The 16,402-nt window shown below is 48.1% G+C and carries 19 protein-coding genes; 8 read left to right on the forward strand and 11 right to left on the reverse strand.

The genetic code is table 11. The annotated features are described in order from the left end of the window. Positions 1 to 73: 73 nt before the first annotated feature. Positions 74 to 589 carry a type 1 glutamine amidotransferase domain-containing protein gene (locus NYE36_RS04055; RefSeq protein WP_003155578.1) on the forward strand — a complete coding sequence of 172 codons (516 nt, stop codon included), beginning with the start codon at positions 74 to 76 and terminating at the stop codon, positions 587 to 589. 20 nt (positions 590 to 609) lie between these two features. Here the strand turns inward: NYE36_RS04055 and NYE36_RS04060 are convergent, their stop codons facing one another. The 5 genes from NYE36_RS04060 to NYE36_RS04080 all read right to left on the reverse strand — a co-directional run bounded on the left by NYE36_RS04060 (position 610) and on the right by NYE36_RS04080 (position 5,259). Next, positions 610 to 1,641, reverse strand: a complete 1,032-nt coding sequence (locus tag NYE36_RS04060) for a LacI family DNA-binding transcriptional regulator (protein ID WP_015417030.1) — start codon at positions 1,639 to 1,641, stop codon at positions 610 to 612. 136 nt (positions 1,642 to 1,777) lie between these two features. Then, positions 1,778 to 2,662 (reverse strand): shikimate dehydrogenase, encoded by an 885-nt coding sequence (locus NYE36_RS04065; RefSeq protein ID WP_085341822.1) that lies wholly within the window; start codon positions 2,660 to 2,662, stop codon positions 1,778 to 1,780. Positions 2,663 to 2,725: 63 nt separating this feature from the next. Continuing rightward, complete coding sequence (gene aroD, locus NYE36_RS04070) at positions 2,726 to 3,487, reverse strand: type I 3-dehydroquinate dehydratase (RefSeq protein WP_024085013.1); 762 nt, start codon at positions 3,485 to 3,487, stop codon at positions 2,726 to 2,728. Positions 3,488 to 3,513: 26 nt separating this feature from the next. After that, entirely contained in the window at positions 3,514 to 4,707 is a 1,194-nt protein-coding gene (locus tag NYE36_RS04075) for an MFS transporter (RefSeq protein ID WP_061581197.1), read from the reverse strand. Positions 4,708 to 5,043: 336 nt separating this feature from the next. Next, on the reverse strand, positions 5,044 to 5,259 hold the full coding sequence (locus NYE36_RS04080; protein ID WP_003155571.1) for a DUF1128 domain-containing protein: 216 nt from the start codon (positions 5,257 to 5,259) through the stop codon (positions 5,044 to 5,046). A gap of 155 nt (positions 5,260 to 5,414) precedes the next feature. Here NYE36_RS04080 and NYE36_RS04085 point away from each other — a divergent pair, with 155 nt between their 5' ends. Genes NYE36_RS04085 through NYE36_RS04095 form a run of 3 tightly spaced genes read left to right on the forward strand, consistent with a single transcriptional unit; the run spans position 5,415 to position 7,079 of the window. Then, positions 5,415 to 5,888: a low molecular weight protein-tyrosine-phosphatase gene (locus NYE36_RS04085; RefSeq protein WP_012117078.1), complete on the forward strand. Its 474-nt coding sequence runs from the start codon at positions 5,415 to 5,417 to the stop codon at positions 5,886 to 5,888. 13 nt (positions 5,889 to 5,901) lie between these two features. Next, on the forward strand, positions 5,902 to 6,228 hold the full coding sequence (locus NYE36_RS04090) for a hypothetical protein (protein WP_015239397.1): 327 nt from the start codon (positions 5,902 to 5,904) through the stop codon (positions 6,226 to 6,228). 11 nt (positions 6,229 to 6,239) lie between these two features. Beyond that, entirely contained in the window at positions 6,240 to 7,079 is an 840-nt protein-coding gene (locus NYE36_RS04095; protein ID WP_007408509.1) for a YihY family inner membrane protein, read from the forward strand. Positions 7,080 to 7,264: 185 nt separating this feature from the next. Here NYE36_RS04095 and NYE36_RS04100 read toward each other — a convergent pair whose 3' ends face one another. Continuing rightward, a complete protein-coding gene (locus NYE36_RS04100; RefSeq protein ID WP_042634962.1) occupies positions 7,265 to 8,443 on the reverse strand; it encodes an MFS transporter in 1,179 nt (392 codons plus the stop codon). Positions 8,444 to 8,602: 159 nt separating this feature from the next. Here NYE36_RS04100 and cax point away from each other — a divergent pair, with 159 nt between their 5' ends. Both cax and NYE36_RS04110 read left to right on the forward strand, forming a co-directional pair. After that, complete coding sequence (cax, locus tag NYE36_RS04105; RefSeq protein WP_007408511.1) at positions 8,603 to 9,658, forward strand: calcium/proton exchanger; 1,056 nt, start codon at positions 8,603 to 8,605, stop codon at positions 9,656 to 9,658. Positions 9,659 to 9,729: 71 nt separating this feature from the next. Further along, positions 9,730 to 10,524, forward strand: a complete 795-nt coding sequence (locus tag NYE36_RS04110) for a YfkD famly protein (RefSeq protein ID WP_023356782.1) — start codon at positions 9,730 to 9,732, stop codon at positions 10,522 to 10,524. 28 nt (positions 10,525 to 10,552) lie between these two features. On the opposite strand, the gene NYE36_RS04115 is transcribed toward NYE36_RS04110, so the two are convergent. Beyond that, the gene (locus NYE36_RS04115; RefSeq protein ID WP_094032632.1) at positions 10,553 to 11,386 is read right to left on the reverse strand and encodes a mechanosensitive ion channel family protein; all 834 of its coding nucleotides are present in this window, start codon (positions 11,384 to 11,386) and stop codon (positions 10,553 to 10,555) included. A 6-nt stretch (positions 11,387 to 11,392) separates the two neighbouring features. Beyond that, positions 11,393 to 12,514 carry a radical SAM/CxCxxxxC motif protein YfkAB gene (yfkAB, locus tag NYE36_RS04120; protein ID WP_094032633.1) on the reverse strand — a complete coding sequence of 374 codons (1,122 nt, stop codon included), beginning with the start codon at positions 12,512 to 12,514 and terminating at the stop codon, positions 11,393 to 11,395. 146 nt (positions 12,515 to 12,660) lie between these two features. Here yfkAB and NYE36_RS04125 point away from each other — a divergent pair, with 146 nt between their 5' ends. Together NYE36_RS04125 and pdaA are read left to right on the forward strand one after the other, a co-directional pair. Then, a complete protein-coding gene (locus tag NYE36_RS04125; RefSeq protein ID WP_003155558.1) occupies positions 12,661 to 12,846 on the forward strand; it encodes an SE1561 family protein in 186 nt (61 codons plus the stop codon). A 100-nt stretch (positions 12,847 to 12,946) separates the two neighbouring features. Further along, positions 12,947 to 13,738, forward strand: coding sequence for a delta-lactam-biosynthetic de-N-acetylase (gene pdaA / locus NYE36_RS04130; protein ID WP_061861265.1), 792 nt, complete (start codon positions 12,947 to 12,949; stop codon positions 13,736 to 13,738). Positions 13,739 to 13,772: 34 nt separating this feature from the next. On the opposite strand, the gene NYE36_RS04135 is transcribed toward pdaA, so the two are convergent. The 3 genes from NYE36_RS04135 to corA all read right to left on the reverse strand — a co-directional run bounded on the left by NYE36_RS04135 (position 13,773) and on the right by corA (position 16,354). Further along, the gene (locus tag NYE36_RS04135; RefSeq protein WP_015417037.1) at positions 13,773 to 14,633 is read right to left on the reverse strand and encodes an NAD(P)-dependent oxidoreductase; all 861 of its coding nucleotides are present in this window, start codon (positions 14,631 to 14,633) and stop codon (positions 13,773 to 13,775) included. Positions 14,634 to 14,683: 50 nt separating this feature from the next. Further along, positions 14,684 to 15,331: a hypothetical protein gene (locus NYE36_RS04140; protein WP_015417038.1), complete on the reverse strand. Its 648-nt coding sequence runs from the start codon at positions 15,329 to 15,331 to the stop codon at positions 14,684 to 14,686. Between the two features lie 63 nt (positions 15,332 to 15,394). Next, positions 15,395 to 16,354: a magnesium/cobalt transporter CorA gene (gene corA, locus NYE36_RS04145; protein ID WP_012117086.1), complete on the reverse strand. Its 960-nt coding sequence runs from the start codon at positions 16,352 to 16,354 to the stop codon at positions 15,395 to 15,397. Positions 16,355 to 16,402: the final 48 nt, after the last annotated feature.

Below are 16,402 nucleotides of genomic sequence, written 5' to 3' on the forward strand. Positions count from 1 at the left end.
TACCTATGTTTGATGTTAGTGTGGCTGGGGTACATGGATTTATGTAGACTTCATCAAGCAGGAGGTAGTAACTATGGGTAAAAAAATTGCAGTTGTATTAACCGATTATTTTGAGGATGTCGAGTATACTGAACCTGCGAAAGCTTTTAAAGATGCGGGTCATGAATTAACCGTAATTGAACAGGAAAAAGGAAAAACAGTCAAAGGCAAACAAGGGGAAGCGGAAGTGAAAGTGGACGCGTCCATCGATGATGTGAATCCGAAAGACTTTGACGCATTGCTGATCCCGGGCGGATTCTCTCCTGACATGCTGCGTGCGGATGACCGTTTCGTCCAATTTGCCAAAGCGTTTATGGATGATAAAAAACCGGTGTTCGCCATCTGCCACGGACCTCAGCTTCTCATCAACGCGAAAGCATTGGACGGGCGCAAAGCGACAGGGTTTACATCAATCCGAATCGACATGGAAAACGCGGGCGCAAATGTGGTGGATGAAGAAGTCGTCGTCTGCCAGAACCAGCTGGTCACAAGCCGCACACCGGATGACATACCGGCATTCAACCGCGAATCATTAAAACTGCTTGCGTAATATAAAAGCGGAGCGCCGTATCAGGCGTTCCGCTTTTTTTGTGAAGATTCCCGGATAACCAGCTCAGGCGCCAGAATAATGCGTTGTTTTTTGTGCTGGGAACTGGTGATTTTATGATGCAGCAATTGAGCCGCTTCTTTTCCCGACTGCCGCGGAAAGGAAGAAACGGTTGTAAGCGGGGGATAAGAAATTTCAGCTTCCGGCACGTTATCAAAGCCGACAATGTCAATATCTTCGCCCGGAATGAGCCCGGCTTTTCTGATCCCTTGCATGACGCCGAACGCGACCAAATCACTGAAGCAGAAAATCGCGGTCGGGCGCTCAGACCGGCGGAGGAGCTCCGTCACGGCTTCACAGCCTGCTTCGCGGGTCGGCGCGCTGTCAATGACATAGTCATTTTTTACTTCCAGATCCGCTTCACGGAGCGCTTTTTTAAACCCTTTCATGCGCTTCGTCCATGTTGACGAGTGCTTCACGCCGCCCAGAAACGCAATCTCCTGATGGCCTTTCTCAATGAAATGACGCACTGCCTTATAGGTGCCTTCCTCATAATCGGCTCCGACAAAATCACAGTCGGCATCGGCAATCTCCCTGACGGCGAGCACGACCGGAATGTCAAGCTGCTCAAGGCGGGAAAGGGTTTCCTCAGCCGTACCTGAAACCGGGCACAAAATCAATCCGCCGACCCTGTGCTCCAGCATGGTTGAGATCAGCTGCTCCTGCTTGGCGACGGAATCAAATGTCGTGCCTAACAGCACCGTTAATCCGACTTCCTCAAGCGTATTCTGAACGCCGATCAGAAACTCTGAGAAAAACGTATTGGAAATGTCAGTAATAATCAATCCTACCGTTGTGGACGTCTGTGATCGTAAATTCGCGGCGACCCGATCATATACGTACCCCAGCTCCCGCATGGATTGCAGCACTTTCTCACGGGTCGCTTCGGAAATTCGCGGATTATTGCGGACGATTAATGAAGCGGTGGATGTTGAGACGCCGGCATGTTCAGCGACCTGCTGCAATGTCACCCGGCGTTTTTTTTGCTGTTTCATACGTCGCATTCCTCACTTGGTTTTTATTCGTTACATCCATTATAAGCGTTTTGGCGCATGAGAAGAAAGAGAGAGGGGGAGAAAATGATAAAGCGCCGGAAGACGGATTGTCCTTCGGCGCTTCTGTCACAATAGGTTATTCAAACATTTGCTCTTTAATATACTGAACAGGCATTTCACGGCCTGTCCAATATTCAAACGCCATGGCGCCCTGCCAAAGCATCATGCCGAGGCCGTTAATCGTGTTGCAGCCGGCCGCTTGAGCTTGTTCAAGCAATTTCGACGTAACGGGGTTGTAAACGACGTCTGTCACAATCAAATCAGGACGGAGCATGGATGTATCTTCAATGACGCTCAAGCCTTCAAGCGGTTTCATGCCGACACCCGTTCCGTTTGTGAAAATATCGCTTGAAGCGATTTCAGCACGCAGCGCATCTTGATCTTCGAGCGGGAAGACTTTCGCTTTGCAAGAAGATCCCTTCATTTCTTCATTGATGATGCGGACGTTTTCTTCCGCTTTTTCGAAAAACGCGTCATTGCGGGCGAAAATAGAGATTTCTCCGAGGCCTTCCAATGCGGATTGAATCGCTATCGGAGTGGCGGCCCCGCCGGAACCGACCAGCGTCATTTTTTTGCCTGTGATATCGATGCCGTGTTCTTTTAAGTTGCGGACGTATCCCATACCGTCAGTGGAGTGTCCGATCAGTCTTCCGTTTTCATTAACGACTGTATTCACCGCGCCGGTGAATTTCGCTGAATCCGCGAGTTCATCGAGGTAAGGGAGAATGTTCATCTTGTTCGGCATCGAGACATTGAAGCCTCTGACGTTTAAGGCGCGCATTCCCGTTACCACATCTTCCAGCTGTTCATTGCCGACTTCAAACGCGAGGTAAGCGTAGTTCAATCCTAATTTTTTAAACGCCAGGTTGTGCATCGTTGGAGATAAAGAGTGTCCGATCGGTGTTGCGAATAATCCGATAAGCTGAGTTTTTCCGTTAATCCGTCCTAAATCTTTCTTCATGATGTATTCCTCCGTTAGTCCATTCATTTGTTTTTCACCCCGCTTGAGGGCAAAAAACGCTGATTACATATGTTTATTTAAAATGCTGAGGACGCTGCGCAATTCTTCAACGGGAATCTGTCCGGGCGCTGATGCTTCTTTGCCCGCTCCGAACGTGCACGCTGAGCCGAAGACTTCGCCGGCCAGGCGGCTGATCAGACCCGTGCCCGCCATTGACATCGTGATGATCGGCCGGTCTGCGTATTGTGTTTTCATCGTGTGAGTGGCATCCAATAAGACGAAAACATCTTCAGTGCTTTGCGGCATCACCGCGATTTTCGGAATGTGCGCGCCGTACGCCTGCATGTTCCGCAGCCGGGAAATGATTTCTTCTTTTTTCGGTGTCTGATGAAAATCATGATTGGACATGACGACATATACGCCGTTGTCTTCAGCAGTTTTCACAATTGATTTGACTTCCGCTTCTCCCGTAAACAACTCAACGTCTGCAAGGTCAATGTGTTTTGTTTCGATGGCGGTTTTAAGCAATTCAATGTAAAAGCGGTCATCAATAACTTTATTTCCGCCTTCTTTATGAGTTCTGAATGTGAAAAGCAGTGGTGTTGCGCCTGCGGCTTTCCGCAGCTTTTCAAGCATGCCTTTTACGGCGTCCAGGCTGTCAACGTGCTCGTACACATCCGCCCGCCACTCAATGATATCCGGGCGAAGCCTGTTGACGGCTTCAATTTCTTCGAGCAGTTCTTTCTCTCCGGCCGCCATCAGCGGCACAATGATCTTCGGAAGCCCTTCGCCGATGACCGTGTTTCTGATCGTGATAGATTGCATGATAAATCCTCTCCCTTAAAAAATAGTCAGGCTTTCATCACTTGCTTAAAGCGGATTCCGATAAACAATGCGAGAAGGGCGCTGACGGCCGCAATTCCGATATCAAGCAGAAAAACAGGCGTCAGGCCGGCCGCTTTGGATATCGCTCCCGTTACAAGCGGAATGACAATAAAAGATAAGCTTGATGCTATATTAACAAAAGATGTGATTGTACCTTTATTTTTAGGGAATAAAACAGCCATAACCGTCATCGCCAATTGCAGAATGCCCGCAGTTGAAAGTCCGATGACAAAGGAGCTGATGACTGATACGGCCGGCTGATGAATGAAAATCAGAGCAAGCAGCGCGATTGCCGCGATCACAGGGTACAGCACCATTACCGTAATCGGCTGAATCACTCTGTTTAACAGCACAGCCAGCAATAACACGGACACAAGCGCACCGATGCTGTAATAGCTCAGCAATTTGACGGCCTGCACCTCAGGCATGCCCAAAACGGATTGCCCGAACTTAGGAAGCCATACTTGAACGAGCATAAACAGCGCCGTAGATGAAAAGCCTAACAGAATGATCGCAAGGCCTTCGCGCCATATCGACGGCTGTGATGTGAACGCGTCATCAGACGGAGAAGCTTCCGTCCGGCCGCCGCCTTCTTTTTGCTTATGATTCGGAAACGGAACTTTTAACAGGAAAAAGCCGTTCAGGAAGAAAATAATGCCCGGTACGAAAAACGTCCAGCCGTAAAACAAATGCCTGTCCGCAATAAACGCGATAAAAAACGGAAGCACCGTCGCGCCGATGGATACAAACGCTTTGATTAACACGGTTGCAGAGCTTGCGTTTTTCGGAAATCCTTCAATAAGCGCCGGATATGTCCCGGAATCCAAAAAGGAATTGGCGATCCCGGCGAAAATGGCGAAGATAAACGCGGCCGTATAGTTTGTCGAAAGCGGAATTCCGATTAGGAAAATCAGATACAGAAAGGCGCCCGATACGATAAACGGCCGTCTCCCGAATGTATCCGAAAGCTTCCCGGCAAACAGAAGCGAAATCAGCTTCCCGATCCCGATGGCGGAGACCAAATAGCTGACCCCGGCTGCGGATGTATGAAGCTGTTTTGATAATGCCTCCATATTGGAAGCGATAATAATATTGATCATGCCCAGCAGGAAATAATTAATATAAAGACCCGCTGCCATTTTGGTGTATATGTTTTTCATGATGACATCCCCTAATGCGGTTAATAAAGAATTAAATTAATTTTTAAATTAACAAAAGCACAGAACCATTCCCCTTTATTGAACCACTGCCTTTCTTTGAAAACTGGTTTGATAAAACGGTTGCAGATACAAACTTGACTAACGCTGATATAACAACGAGTATATCGTTCTACTAAATAAAAAAAGATAAGCGACCCGCTCATTTAGTATATCGTTCTACCAAGTTCACAGTTACTATACTCCTTCTTTTTATATGTGTCAAACCGATGAACTTTTATTTTTTACTTTTTTAAATCAAAAAAAGACCCGCCGTTTTTCGGCAGGTCTGACATGGGTTTATTTTCTGAGAGAGGCGAGCTCCTCGGCAATGGCCTGCATTTCACTCGGGCTGAATGATGCTTTTTTCATGACCATTTGATGAAGGTATGTAAGATCTTCTATTTTTTCATCACTGAAATCTTCCGCTCTGATGACGCCGACATTGAGCATGTTGAGCTTTTGCGAAATGTCTTCAATCATTTTGTTTAACGTTTCTGTTTGTTGGCTCGGCAAATTCATGCATCCTTTCATGACCGTTTTCGTACCCTTTATTCTAACAGAATTCATTTAGAATAAAAGCTTATTTCCACAGCAGCAGAAAAGTTGCTAAGATGATGATAAGGTTTTTGATCCTCAAAATGCGGGGAAAGAATAGGGAGGTTATCAATATGATACATGTTCTGTTTGTCTGTCTGGGAAATATTTGCCGGTCGCCTATGGCAGAGGCGGTATTTTCTGATATGGTGAAGAAAAACGGGCTGAACGGGCAGATTAACATTGATTCAGCGGGAATCGGCGCCTGGCATGCGGGAAATCCGCCGCATGAAGGGACAAAGGAGATCCTAAAGAAGAAAGGGATCAGCGCAAGCGGCATCACGGCGAGGCAGGTGCGTGAGTCTGATCTGACCGATTTTGATTACGTCATTGCGATGGATGCAGAAAATATCGGACATCTGCGCAGCATGGCCGGTTATAAAAAAGCGGCGCCGCGTATTGCAAGGCTGCTTGATTATGTACCGGAGTCGGACCTTGCGGACGTGCCCGATCCGTATTATACCGGGAATTTCAGCGAGGTGTACGCTTTGGTCGAGTCCGGGTGCCGTCATTTGCTGGAGACAATAAAGAAAGACCATCATTTATAAGGGGGATTGACCGATGAAGCAGACACGCATCATGGCAAAAGCGATTCTGATCGGCGCTGCCGCCGGGGGAGCACTGTCCTTATTACATAAGCCGACAAGAGAGGCATGTTTCCGGAACATGGACGCGTGCAGGCAGCGTGCGGCATTCTACCGAAAACATCCTGAAGTGCTGAAACAGCAGGCATCTGCAAAACTTGATCAAGTGAAGACCATCGCCAATACCGTATCGGATGATCTGAGTTTTTTAAACGGCCAGATCACTAAGCTGAAGCAGACGACACCGCAGGTCATTGACCTGTTAAAAGAAACGAAGGAGCATTTTTCGAAAAACGATCATTGAGGTGGGATGTCATGAGTTTTATAAAGGAGCTGTTTGCAAGGTTTTCTCTCCATGAAGGACAAAGTAAATCGGCGGAGCTGGCGTATTTTTTCCTGCTGTCATTGTTTCCGTTAATGATTTTCATGCTGACGCTCACCGCCTATCTTCCCATATCGGCAGAAGACGTGCTCGGGGCGGTCGATCAATACGCGCCCGACAGCGCCATGTCTATGGTGAAATCCATAACAGAGCAAACGCTGAACAAGCGCAGCGGCGGGCTTTTGTCATTCGGGATTATCGCCGTCATCTGGTCGGCTTCGAATGGTATGAACGCGATTGTCAGAGCATTTAACCATGCCTACGAAGTCGAGGAAAACCGCTCATTTATCATCATTCGCCTGACCTCAATTTTTTTAACCATCGCGATGGTGGTTACGATTTTAATCGCATTGCTTCTGCCGGTGTTCGGCAGAGAAATCGGAATGCTGGCCGCAGATTTCATCGGCGCCTCCGGCCTGTTTTTGCAGGTGTGGTCGGTTGTCCGCTGGGGTATCAGTCCGCTTATCCTTTTAATCGTGTTTACCGCGCTTTACATTTTCGCGCCGAATAAAAGGCTTTCCCTCCGTTTTGTGCTGCCGGGAGCCGTATTTGCGGCAGCCGGCTGGATTATCGTCAGTATGCTGTTCTCATTTTACGTCGGCACCTTTGCCAACTACAGCGCCACATACGGGAGCATCGGGGGAATTATCGTCCTTATGATCTGGTTTTACCTTACGGGAACACTGCTGATTTTAGGAGGCGAAATCAACGCGCTTTTACATAAACGTAAAAAGCTTCCTGATGAAAATCCGTACCGCGGGAGCAAGCTATAGAGGAACGGATGACGTTCAAGCTGAAAAACGGAGGGAATCGGCTATGACCAAGCATACGAAAAAAGGCGGAAGCCATAATAAACAAAACTCAAAAAACGGCCCGAAGAATAAAACAAGCGGAAGCGCTAACGGGCAGAACGGATACCACTAGAAAGAAGCCGCCTGACTTAGATCAGGCGGCTTTTTTATGAGGCTGGAAAAGAATGGGATTCGGATGCGGGATTGTGCTTTGTTTTCCCGAAGACGAGCGCAAGCCAAATACAGACCAGAATCACCGTAATAAAGTAAAACAAATTGGCGCTTTCAAACCGCTGCATATACCAGCCGCCCGCCACCGGGCCGATCATGCTGCCGAGGCTGAAGGAAATGCCGCAGAGCAGATTGCCCGCCGGCAGCAGATGGGACGGCAGCAGGTCGCTCATATAGCTGATGCCGAGGGAAAACATACTGCCGACCGCCATTCCCGCCGTAAAAAAGCAGCAGCCGATGACAGAAGGCGAGGGAAACAGTCCGGCCGTCAAAAAGCAAAGGGCACCCGTTAATAAGATGACGAGCAGGACACGTTTTCTCCCGAATCGATCGCTTAATAAACCGAGAGGGAACTGGAATACAATACTCCCGATGGCAAAAGCGGGCAATATCAGCGCGACGGCATCGACGGATATGCCTAAGCGCAGGGCGTACACGGGAAAGATTCCGTTCAGCGCCGTTTCTAAAAAACCGTACCCGAAAGCCGGGAGAAAAGCGACCCAGCCGAAAAGAAGGGCGCGGTAAAACCGTTTTGCGCTGTTATCCCCGGATGTTTCATCCGGACCTTGCGCCGGGTACTCGTTACGTAAGACAAATACAAACAGCCAGGCGGCAAGACTGATACAGCCGGATACGATAAACGGAAGGGACGGACTTGTTTTCACAAGAGGGACCATGAACGGGCCGACAGCGAATCCGAGCCCGAAGGACAGTCCGTACAGCGAAATGTTTCTTCCTCTGTTTCGGGGCGTTGACTTTGACGTCACCCACGTTTGGGTTGAAAAATGCAGCATATGATCCCCGATTCCGATAAGCAGCCGAAGAAAAAACCATAACCATATGGATTGAAGCCAAATAAAACTGAATAAGCTGATGATAACAAGAAATCCGCCCATGACCATCAGAGGTTTGAATCCGAGCTTGCGCAGCGGGGCCTCCATAAACGGCGACGCCAGAAGCACGCCGATATAAAGGCCGGTTGCGTGAAGTCCGTTTATAGCGGCTGATTCCCCGTTCGTTTCAAAAATGACGGAGATCACCGGCAGAAGCATGCCTTGGGAAAATCCGGAGATGGAAACAAGCAGAACCAAAATAAAGAAGTACAGTCGTGACATCGCGTATTTTCTCCTTCGTCAGTATCTTTCTTGATCGTACACGGATTTGTCGCGTCCGGCAACCTGAAAATGCCAATTCGGGCTGCCGCGGAAGTGTAATTGAGGGAGTTTTTGAGAAGGATATAAAAAGACTCATTCGAAAAAAGGAGCCAGGCAGATATGAATCGGATTTTTTTCTTTACGGCTGCGGCGGGAGTGCCGCTTTCAGTCATCGGCGGCCTGATGCACTGGCCGTCAGCGGTTTTGTTTATTATTTATTGCTTGACGATTATTGCGCTTGCAAGTTATATGGGGAGAGCGACTGAATCTCTTGCCATTATCGCGGGACCGCGGATCGGCGGTCTGCTGAATGCCACGTTCGGCAATGCGGTAGAGCTGATTATATCGCTTTTCGCCTTAAAAGAAGGGCTGACGGGCATCGTGCTTGCTTCACTGACCGGTTCGGTGCTCGGCAATCTTCTGCTCGTCGCGGGACTGTCGTTTTTTATCGGCGGTTTGAAATACAAGCGGCAGGAATTCAATATTCATGATGCCCGGCATAATTCTGGCCTGCTGATTTTTGCCATTATCGTTGCTTTTGTCATTCCCGAAGTGTTTTCCATGGATATGGGGGAAAAAAACAAGCTTGATTTGAGTGTCGGCATCAGCATCATCATGATCCTTTTGTACGTGGCAGCTCTTTATTTCAAGCTCGTCACCCACCGCGGTGTTTATCAGCCGAATCAGCCGGAGGCAAAGGAAGAAGAGGAGCAGCCTGAGTGGTCGGGGAAAAGAGCGACAGCCGTCTTATTTATTTCAACCATTATCGTCGCCTACATATCTGAAAACCTTGTCCATACGTTTCATGCGGTGGCTGAACAGTTCGGCTGGAGCGAGCTGTTTATCGGAGTGATTATCGTCGCAATCGTCGGAAATGCCGCAGAGCATGCGTCGGCGATTATTATGGCGTACAAAGACAAGATGGATGTCGCCGTTGAAATCGCGGTAGGCTCGACTTTGCAGATCGCCATGTTTGTGGCTCCGGTTCTTGTGATCTGTTCCATCTTTTTTCCGGTCAATATGCCGCTTGTATTCACATTGCCCGAGCTTGTCGCGATGATCTCATCCGTCCTTTTGATGACAATGATTTCAAATGACGGTGATTCGAACTGGTTTGAAGGGGCTACGCTCCTTGCCGCTTATGTCATTATGGCGATCGGTTTTTTCCTGCTTTAACCTGTAAAAAAATGCGGATAACAACGATTGCGGAGGAAAAGACTAAAGGAAAATGCTATAGAAAGAGTGATATGATGAGAAAGCTGTTTCATGCCACACTGATTCTGCTGTTATCCTTTAGTTTTTTCGCAACGCCGTCTGCCGCTGCAAAGAAACCGTTTAAAGTTCCCAACTCTGTCGTAAGCATTTCAAAGGAAAATACGTATCCGAATGCTTCACAGGACCAGCCGATGCTTCAGCCGAGCAAACTGGCAAAGGAATTGTTAGATACATCCGAGATCAACATCGAAAATCCGCATCTGATAAAGATGCTGAATGAATCCTCGGTTTCCGGTTCACCGCTTGCCATCGGATACCGGGCGACAATATTTCTCGGGAAATGGGCGCTCGGCTATCAATCGAACGAAACCGTCGCCAACTGGGAATATAAAAAAATCAATACGAACAGAGCGGATAACCGGGGCGGGCAGCAAACCGCGGTTATCTCATACGCCCAAGAACAGCAATACAAAATCAAAGGCGGGCTCACAGCGAAGGTGCCGAACGCAGAAGATGTAAAAAGCATGATGATGCAAAAAGCGATGAAGAAAACAAAACTGCCGCTCGCGTTTGAAACGGTTATCGGCGCAGGCACAAAACGCGACCAAACCTACAAAATTTCTCCGCAGCGGCTCGGCTACCTGCACGCCTACGCTCCGGCCGTTAATGAAAAAGGAAAAGTAACATACGGTGAAGTGTATTTGGTGCTGAAAGGCAGCAAGCGGAAACTTGTCGTCAAAAATGTGACTTCGCAAGGAATCGGGGCTTGGATTCCGGTGCAGGATCACGTCACATTCGGTTTTCAAATGACAGCGCAGCCGAGATAAATAAAAAAAGCTGATTCCGGTTCGGGAATCAGCTTTTTTGTGTGTGATACATTTCCTCGAGCAATTGCACATTGTTGTTGTACAGCTCCCGGGCAAGAACGCGTCTCACCGCAAGGCTCGCCGAGAAGTATTCTGTGTCTTGAACCATGCCTTTCACTGTAAATTCAATGCCTCTGGTTAATTTGTTCAGACTCATAATTCCATGCACTTGAAACGGCTCCGTCGCATTGAGAAATTCATCCCGCTTCAGTGAATCGCGAAGCTCATCATTGAGCATATCGCAGGCTTTTTCTAAGACGGCATATACCCGCTCGGGATCTTCCTTGTAACTGATCACGATGGACTCGGTAATCCGCATAAAATCAATGTTATAGTTTTGAAGCTGTCTGACCTCACCGTTAGATATGGTAAGCAGCTTGCCGGTCCACTCACGGATCTGGAGGGAACGGAGTCCGATTTCTTCGACTGTGCCGTTGAACAGATTGTTAATCGTCACATAATCACCTTTATGAAGCTGGCGTTCGTATATTAAAAAGACACCGGCCAATATGTCCTTGATTAACGACTGGGCGCCGAAACCGATGACGATACCGGCAACACCCGCCCCGGCTAAAATTCGGCCGAAATCATGAACGAATAAAGAAATGACGTAAAAGATAAAACCGATCGTCGCCGTATACTGGGTGATGGATCGGACGAGGCTTTCAATCGTCTTCCCTTTCCGTTCCTCCAAGAAATCCGTGCGTTTAAATAACACCTGGACAAAGCGGTTGATCAGAAAAACACCGGCGTAAAGCACGAGAGCGACGATGATGATCTCAACCACTTTGCTTTTCAAAATGTCCGTAATTGTCGTTTCCATCTTTTGTTAACCTCTGGCTTTTCGTAATGAAAAATCCGTGTCCTGATAATAACTGTTTTTGACAAGGACGTTCGGGCCGAGGCACCGGACGTTTGTGCAGCGGCAGTTCAGCTCTTTGCTCAGCTTCGTCTGTCTCCACTTGTCATATGCTTCGGGAAGGCTGTCTGTTTTAATATTGCCGAGCGGCGGTGTATCGCCGAAATCCGTGACAATGATATTTCCGTCAAAAATGTTGACATTCAGGCGGGAGCGGCCGTCAGGGTCGTTTCGCACCGTAACGTTTTTCGCTTCCCGCAGGCGGCGGAGGAGCTTCTGATCTTCTTCATCAGGGCTGCATGCGTAAAACGGGAGCGTACCGAACAGCATCCATGTCTCTTCATCGCGAATGTCGAGCAGATGATGAATGGCCTGTCTCATGTCCTTCAGGCTGAGTGATTCAAGCGCGCTGGCGAAATCACTCGGATACATCGGATGGACTTCGTGCCGCTGGCATTTCATTTCTTCCGTAATCTGCCGGTGAATATGTTCAATGTGCGGCAGTGTCCGTTTGTTCAGCATCGTTTCCGCTGAAACCATTACGCCTGCTTCGACAAGCGTGCGGCTGTTTTCAATCATTTTGTCAAAATAGCGCGCCCGCTGTTCAAATGTCGGTTTCTTCTCCATCATCGCAAATCCGATGTCGGCAAAGTCCTCGACCGTTCCCCAGTTGTGAGAAATGTGAAGGACGTCCAAATAAGGAATAATCCGTTCGTAGCGCCCGATATCAAGCGTCAGGTTTGAATTGATCTGTGTACGGACGCCGCGTTCATGGGCATATTTCAAAAGCGGGACGACGTATTCCTTTACCGATTTCAGCGAAAGCATCGGTTCGCCGCCCGTAATGCTGATAGAGCGTAACAGAGGAATTTCATCAAGCCGCCTTAATAGAAGGTCGATCGGCAGCGCATTCGGGTCTTTCGGCTGGAGCGTGTACCCGACGGCGCAGTGCTCGCATCTCATATTGCACAAAGTCGTCGTTGTGAATTCAACGTTCGTCAGTTTCATATCTCCATACTGGTCGACATCCATGTACGCTTCCCAAGGATCGTACTCCGGTGTGATCGGACGCAGTGTTGTGTTTTGTGTCATGACTATCTAACTCCTTTATAAATGGGGCATACTAACGTCTGCCAAGTGTTAATTTTAGACCTGATCTGCCAAGATCGCAAGTAGCGGAACCATTGAAAAACGGCAAAAAATACGCTACCATTATAAAAAATGAATGGAGTGGAAGTATGGGGAATGCAGTAAACAGCAAAGATCAGCAGCTCGATTACCTGAAGAACAGACTCGATATGTTTATGAATGTCATTGATTCATTAGACCCTGAATCAACGGACGTTGAAGATATAGACCGGCTCATCGGCATGCTTGATGATCTGGAAGCAAAATACGAACGCTTTAAAAAGGATTGGGAATAAACCCCGGCGGATGCCGGGGTTTTTCTTTTTCCATAATGCGGCTGTATAAAAGGGCAGGGCCTACTGCAAAATAAGGAAAAATGCAGAAGGAGTGCTGGTCATGAAATGGTTTTGTTCAATTTGCTGCATGGCCGTTTTACTTACGGGAGGCATCAACAGCGCAGAAGCCGTGCCGAATGAACGGATAAACTGGGGCTTTAAACGCAGCGTCAATCATCAGCCGCCGGATGCCGGCAGACAGCTGGACAATCTGGTCAAAAAATATGATGCCTTTTATTTGGGCAATACGAAAGAAAAGACCATCTATTTAACATTTGATAACGGGTATGAAAATGGGTACACCCCGAAAGTGCTTGATGTGTTAAAAAAACATCACGTCACGGGCACTTTTTTTGTCACGGGTCATTTTGTGAAAGAGCAGCCTGATTTGATTAAACGGATGTCAAAGGAAGGCCATATCATCGGCAATCATTCTTTTCATCATCCTGATCTGACGACAAAAACGGGCGATCAGATTCAAGACGAACTCGATTCCGTCACGGAAGCCGTGTACAACATTACCGGAAAGCGGGACAACCTGTATCTCCGTCCGCCGCGCGGCGTATTCAGCGAATATGTCCTCAAAGAAACGAAGCGCCTCGGCTACCAAACCGTTTTCTGGTCCGTCGCATTTGTCGACTGGAAGGTTAACGAGCAAAAAGGGAAACAATACGCCTATGATCACATGATAAAGCAGGCACATCCCGGCGCGATCTACCTTCTTCACACCGTTTCAAAGGACAATTCAGAAGCTCTGGACGATGCCATTACCGATTTGAAAAAAGAAGGCTACACGTTTAAAAGCATTGATGACCTGATGTTTGAGAAAGAAATGAAGCTGCCGCGCCTGTAGAAAACACCTCTCCTGGTAATGGAGAGGTGTTTTGTTATTTCAGGCATTTAATCAAAGCGGCCCAATCCAGATCCCCGAAGCCTTGTGCGATCCCGCTTTCAAAATGGCTCTTGGCCAGTTCGGCAAGAGGGAGTTTTGCGGAAACCTGTTCTGCGGCGGCGAGCGCCAGATTGGTATCCTTCAGCCCTAAAGACATTTTGAAACCGGCCGGCTCAAATTTCTCCTCAGCCATGATCGTGCCGTAATTTTGATAGACGGGAGAGCCAAAGAGCGCGCCGGCGATTTCTAAAAATTGTTTTTGTTCTAACCCGTACTTCTCCATCATTAAGAACGATTCAGATAACGCCTCAAGCATGGACACGAGCAAGAAATTGACGCTGATTTTCGCGGCGTTGGCCGTTTTTGTTTCTTCACCAGTGTCAAATACTTGCTGACTCAGGATGTTAAGCAGCGGTTCGGCCTTTTTCTTCGCTTCCGCCGGTCCGGCTGTGATGATGCGAAGCTCGGCCTTCTCGGCGGCATCGGGGCGGCCGAGGACGGGAGCGGCAATAAAGGACTGCCCTCTGCCCGAATGTGCGGCGGAAAGCTGTTCTGACAGCGCCGTACTGATCGTGCTCATTGAAATATGAATGCCGTTTTCAGATAACCCGGCAATAATGCCGCAAGCTCCGAAAGTCACGTCTGTTACGGCGTCATCGTCTGACAGCATGGACAGCACGATGTCCGCATGTTCAGCTGCCTGTCGGGGCGTTTCGGCATATTCTGCCCCTTTATCCAGCAGGTCAGCCGCTTTTTCTTTCGTCCGGTTATATACAGTCAGACTGTATCCGGCTTTCATGATATTTTCGGCGATGGGGCGGCCCATATTGCCGAGTCCGACGATGGCGATCTTCATTTGACAGTCCCTCCAATGAAAAGTTTTCCACCATTATACATGCAAAATGGTTAATCTGCTGTGTACAGGATTGCCACTTTCAGTTCAGGTTCTGAAGACCATCCGGAGTCTGAGGCGGCTTTCCCCTTATAAAATCCGGTAAATCGGGTTTTGATGATTGTTTTTGAACGGGGTTTTACAGTGAACGTTTTTGGTTTGAATGTGACGTCCTTTATGTTTTCTGATAAATCCGGGGTGACAGAAATGGTTTGTTCCCCTTTTCCGTAATGATTGATATAAAGTGTGCAGCTCATGCCCGCTCTTTTTCGCTCAACCAGATGACTGCATTCGCTGCGGTGCTTCACATATTCGACAGCCTCTTTTTCGGGCGCGAACTGTTTTAAGGAAAAAACGGCATATTCGGTGGCAGGACTGATACCGGAAGCGGCCCCCATACTGAGAAAGATCAGAAACAGCCCCGCCGCGGGAAGCGTCCGCCTGAACGCGGCGGCACACCAGATTAACGCCGCAAAGTAAAGCACGACCCCGGGAATGACGGAGATATGGGCTCCATCTTCCAGCCAAGAGGAAAAGCCGAGCGAATCAAAGATGTAATCAGACACCGTACGGCCGTTATACAGCGGGGCAATGGACATGACACTGAAAGCCAGGAGGACAGAAGAAATGATTTTGTGAGAAAGGATGGTAACGGCGCACACCTCTTTACGTTTTTTTCCAGACTATCATGTTTTCTCAAAAAAAAGAACAGCCGGCAGCCGTTCTTACTTGAAAATATTAAACCAGCCTTTACGGGCGAACCAAAACAGCATGGCGGCCACAAGAACGGCCATGACGCCCAAAACGATAAAATACCCGTATTTCCAGTGAAGCTCAGGCATGTTATCGAAATTCATGCCGTAAACCCCCGCGATGAACGTCAGCGGGATAAAAATGGTCGAGACGATGGTTAATGTCATCATAATGGCGTTCATCCGGTTTGAATTCAGCGTCACGTAGCTGTCCCGCAAATCTGACGTCATATCACGGTTTGACTCGATCAGCTCAGCCAGTTTTAACAGGTGGTCATAAATATCGCTGAAATACGCTTTCGTTTCACGGCTTTCTTTTACATGGTCAAGGCTCAAAATCCGGTACATTAAATCGCGCATCGGAATGATCGTCCGCCTCAGGTTCAAAAGATCAGTCCGCAATTCAAACACTTCATTCATTAAAGTGCCGTAAGATTTATGTGTTCTGCTGTCTTCAATTTCATTCAGCCGGTCTTCAATTTTGTACAGCACGGGGAAATATTCATCGACAAGCTGATCCATCATCATATAAGTGATGTGCCCGGGCCCTTTTTTGGCTAATCCCGGAGAAGCGAAAAACCGTTCTCTCACCTTTGAGACGCCGGGCGATTCGTGCAAATGGAAGCTGACGATGAAACGGTCGGACTGAAAAATGTCCACCTCTTCCATTTCCAGTGTGTCCGGGTTCAAGGCGTGGAGCACATAAAAACGGTAGCCGTCATAATGGTCGATTTTCGGCCGCTGCATATGCTGAAAGCAATCCTCGATCGCAAGCGGATGAAAGTGAAAATAATCACGCAGCAGCTCGGTTTCATGCATCTCAGCGCCGAAAAAATCAATCCAGTACCATGCGATGTCCGGTTGTTCTGTACGTGATAGGGGGATATTATCTAATATCTCATTATGTGTTGTGATTGCGGTTATATGTATCATAAACAACCCTCCGCCTGCCATTATATCATGCGGCGTTATGAAGAAAAG

Source organism: Bacillus sp. FSL R5-0593 (genome assembly GCF_038603755.1).
In the GTDB taxonomy this organism is placed as follows: Bacteria; Bacillota; Bacilli; order Bacillales; family Bacillaceae; genus Bacillus; species Bacillus velezensis.